The organism is Cupriavidus numazuensis (assembly GCF_905397435.1).
Lineage (GTDB): Bacteria > Pseudomonadota > Gammaproteobacteria > Burkholderiales > Burkholderiaceae > Cupriavidus > Cupriavidus numazuensis.
In genome coordinates, this window is record NZ_CAJPVI010000129.1 from 1 (window position 1) to 4,159 (window position 4,159).

Annotated in this window: 2 protein-coding genes; both read left to right on the top strand. The window is 70.5% G+C overall.

Features of this window, described 5'->3' with window-relative positions; genetic code table 11:
* On the top strand, positions 1-3,574 hold a 3,574-nt coding region (locus KHO41_RS40680), incomplete at its 5' end, for a non-ribosomal peptide synthetase (RefSeq protein ID WP_211958842.1).
* Positions 3,575-4,159: condensation domain-containing protein (locus tag KHO41_RS40685; RefSeq protein WP_211958843.1), on the top strand; the 585-nt coding region annotated here is incomplete at its 3' end.

Genomic DNA, 4,159 nt, shown 5'->3' on the forward strand with positions numbered 1-4,159 from the left:
GGCGGTGCTGCCCGACTACATGGTGCCGGGCGCGATCGTCGTGCTCGACGCGCTGCCGCTGAACCCCAACGGCAAGGTCGACCGCAAGGCGCTGCCCGAGCCGGGCCAACTCGCCAGCGCAGGCTACGAAGCCCCGCAAGGCGAAGTGGAAGCGGTGCTCGCCGAGATCTGGGCCGACGTGCTGAAGCTGCCGCGCGTGGGCCGCCACGACAACTTCTTCACGCTCGGTGGCCACTCGCTGCTGGCGATCCAGTTGCTGGAGCGGGTGCGCCGCCACGGCTGGCCGGTGGCGGTGCGCACGCTGTTCCAGCACCCGGTGCTGCAGGACTTCGCGCGTGCGGTGGGCGGCGAGGCGAGCACGGAAGTGGTGGTGCCGCCCAATGGCATTCCGGCGGACTGCACCCGCATCGAGCCCTCGATGCTGACGCTGGTGTCGCTGGAGGAAGAAGCCATCCGCAGCATCGAGGCTGCGATCCCCGGCGGTGCCGCCAATATCCAGGACATCTACCCGCTGGCCCCGCTGCAGCAGGGCATCCTGTTCCACCACCTGCTGCAAGCTGAGGGCGATGCCTACATCACCACGTGCCTGCTGGCGTTCGACAGCCGCGCGCGCCTGGCCGGCTTCATGGATCACCTGAACGCGGTGATCGCGCGCCACGACATCCTGCGCACCGCGGTGCTGTGGGAAGGGTTGCCCGAGCCGGTGCAGGTGGTGTGCCGCGAGGCGACGCTGGTGCCGGAATGGCTGGAACCGGGGGATCAAGCCGAAGCGCGCCTGCTGGCCGCGGTGGACCCGTCGCACTACCGCCTCGACGTGCGCCGCGCGCCGCTCCTGGGCGCATTGGCGGTACACGACACCGAAGCGGACCGCTGGCTGCTGCAACTGCCCAGCCATCACCTGGTGATGGACCACACCACGCTGGAGCTGCTGGTCGAGGAGATCGGCCTGCTCACAGCGGGGCGCGCCGAGGCGCTGCCCACGCCGGTGCCGTTCCGCCGCTACGTGGCGCAGGCCCGCCTGGGCGTGAGCGAAGCGCAGCACGAAGCCTTCTTCCGCCAGATGCTGGGCGAAGTGGAAACGCCGACCGCCCCGTACGGGCTGCTGGACGTGCGCGGCGATGGCACCCGCGTCGGTGAAGCCCGCCTGCCGCTGCCGCCAGCGCTGTCGGCGAAGCTGCGCCAGCTGGCACAGCGCCACGGCGTGAGCGCGGCGACACTGTTCCACCTGGCGTGGGCGCTGGTGGTGGGGCGCAGCGCCGGGCAGGACGATGTGGTCTTCGGCACGGTGCTGTTCGGCCGCATGCAGGGCGGCGAGGACGCCCAGCGCGCGCTGGGGCTGTTCATCAACACGCTGCCGCTGCGGGTCAAGCTGGGCCCGGTCGCGGTGGCGCAGGCGCTGCGCGACACGCATGCCGGGCTGACCGGGTTGCTGACCCACGAGCACGCCAGCCTGGCGCTGGCGCAGCGCTGCAGCAGCGTGCCGTCGGGCACGCCGTTGTTCTCGGCGCTGCTGAACTACCGCTACAGCGCGCCGGCGCAGTCGCAGGCGCAGTGGGAAGGCATGACCACGCTGGGCGGGGACGAGCGCAACAACTATCCGTTCACGATGAACGTGGACGACCTCGGCGAAGACTTTGCGCTGGTGGCGCAGGTGGTGCAGCCGCTCGATCCGCAGCAGGTGTGCGAGGCGCTGCACGGCACGCTGGCGGCCCTGGCAAGCGCGCTGGAGAAACATCCCCAGCAACTGCTGTGCGAGCTGGAAGGCATCAGCGGTCCCGAGCGGACGCAACTGGAGCAGTGGGGCGTCAATGCGCACCGCTACGACAACGTCGAGCCGGTGCATCGCATGGTCGAGCGTCAGGACCCGCAAGCCGTGGCGCTGCTGTCCGGTGACGAGACGCTGACCTACGGCGAACTCAACGCGCGTGCGAACCGCCTGGCGCACCGGCTGATCGCCGAGGGCGTCGGCCCGGACGTGCGCGTGGGCATCGCGGTGCCGCGCTCGGTCGAGATGCTGGTGGGCCTGCTGGCGATCCTGAAGGCGGGCGGCGCCTACGTGCCACTCGACCCGGAATACCCGGCCGACCGTCTCGCGTACATGGTGGAAAGCAGCGGCATCACCTTGCTGCTCACGCACAGCACCGTCACCGGCCTGCCGCCGGTGCGCACCACGCTGGAACTCGACACGCTGGACACCCGCGCGCATCCCGCCCACACGCCGCAAGTGCCGGTCCACGGCGAGAACCTCGCCTACGTGATCTACACCTCGGGCTCGACCGGCAAGCCCAAGGGCGTGATGGTGCGCCATCGTGGGCTGAGCCACTTCCTGCTGAGCATGCAGGACCAGCCCGGCCTGACCGGCGACGATGTGCTGCTGGCCGTCACCTCGCTGTCGTTCGACATCGCGGCGCTGGAACTCTACCTGCCGCTGCTGTGCGGCGCGCGCGTGGTGCTGGCGCCGCGCGAGGTGGTGCGCGACGGCCGTGCGCTGGGCGAGCTGATGCAGGCGCGCGGCGTGACGGCGCTGCAATCGACGCCGGCGGGGTGGCGCGTGCTGCTGGCCGGCGGCTGGCGTCCCAGCGGCCCGCTCAAGGGCCTGTGCGGCGGCGAGGCATTGCAGCCGGACCTGGCCCACACCCTCAGAGAACTGGGCGTGGCGCTGTGGAACATGTACGGCCCGACCGAGACCACGATCTGGTCGACGGCGGTGCCGGTACGCGGCGATGCGGCCATTGGCGGCCCGATCGGCGACACGGCGCTGCGCGTGCTGGATGCCGCGCTGCAGCCGGTGCCGGCGGGCGTGCCGGGCGAGCTCTACCTGGGTGGCGTCGGCTTGGCGCGTGGCTACCTGCACCGCCCGGACCTGGCCGCCGAGCGCTTCGTGGCCGACCCGTTCGATGCCGAAGGCGGGCGCCTGTACCGCACCGGCGACCTGGTGCGCTGGCGCGCCGATGGCCAGCTGGAATACCTGGGGCGCATCGACCATCAGGTCAAGATCCGGGGCTTCCGCATCGAGCTGGGCGAGATCGAGACGCAACTGCTGGCGCAGCCAGAGGTGCGCGAGGCGGTGGTGGTGGCCAAGGATGGGCGCCTGGTCGGCTACGTGGCTGGCGAGATCGAGCCAGCCGCGTTGCGCGAACGCCTGGCGCAGGCGCTGCCCGACTACATGGTGCCGGGCGCGATCCTCGTGCTCGACACGCTGCCCCTGAACCCCAACGGCAAGGTCGACCGCAAGGCGCTGCCCGAGCCCGACGCGGCATCCGGACATCTTTACGAGGCTCCCCATGGTGAAGCAGAGGCTGCGCTTGCGCAGATCTGGTCGGAAGTCCTTGGCGCTGCCCGCGTGGGCCGCCACGACACTTTCTTCGAACTGGGCGGCCACTCGCTCGCGGCACTGCAGGTCCAGGCCCGGACGCAGGCACGGTTCGCGGTGCAGATACCGCTGCGCCTTTATTTTGAAGGCCTGTCGCTGAGCGCGATCGCGCTGGCGCTTGAGGCCGCACGTCAGACACAAGCGGACGAGTCGACCGAGCTCGACGAGATGTCCGCACTGCTGGAAGCATTGGAGAACTGAATGGATTCGAAGAAGCGCGACATCGCACAGCGTTTCGCCCGCCTGCCGGCCGATCGTCAGCAGGCATTCCTGGAAGCCCTCGGCAAGCAGGGCATCGATTTTGGCCGCCTGCCGATCGTGCCGGCGCCAGCCCGGGATGGCGGCCAGCCGCTGTCATACGCGCAGTCGCGCCAGTGGTTCCTGTGGGAACTGGAGGGCGGTGGCAGCGCGTACCACATCACCGGCGCATTGCGCCTGCAGGGCCAGTTGGACGTGGCGGCCGTGCGCGAGAGCTTCGGCGCCATCGTGGCGCGCCATGAGGCGCTGCGCACGGTATTCCGCGCCAATGCGGAAGGCCTGGCCGAGCAGTGGGTGATGGAGGCCGGCGCGTTCCAGTTCAGCGAGATCGATCTGTCCGACGCTGCGGATGCCGAGGCCGAAGCCGGGCGGGTCGCGCGCGAGCTGGCCGAGACGCCGTTCGAGCTCGGCACCGGCCCGCTGCTGCGCGTGGGCCTGCTGCGGCTGGCTGCCGGGGAGCATGTACTGGTGGTGGTGATGCACCACATCGTCTCCGACGGCTGGTCGGTGCAGCTGATCGTCGACGAG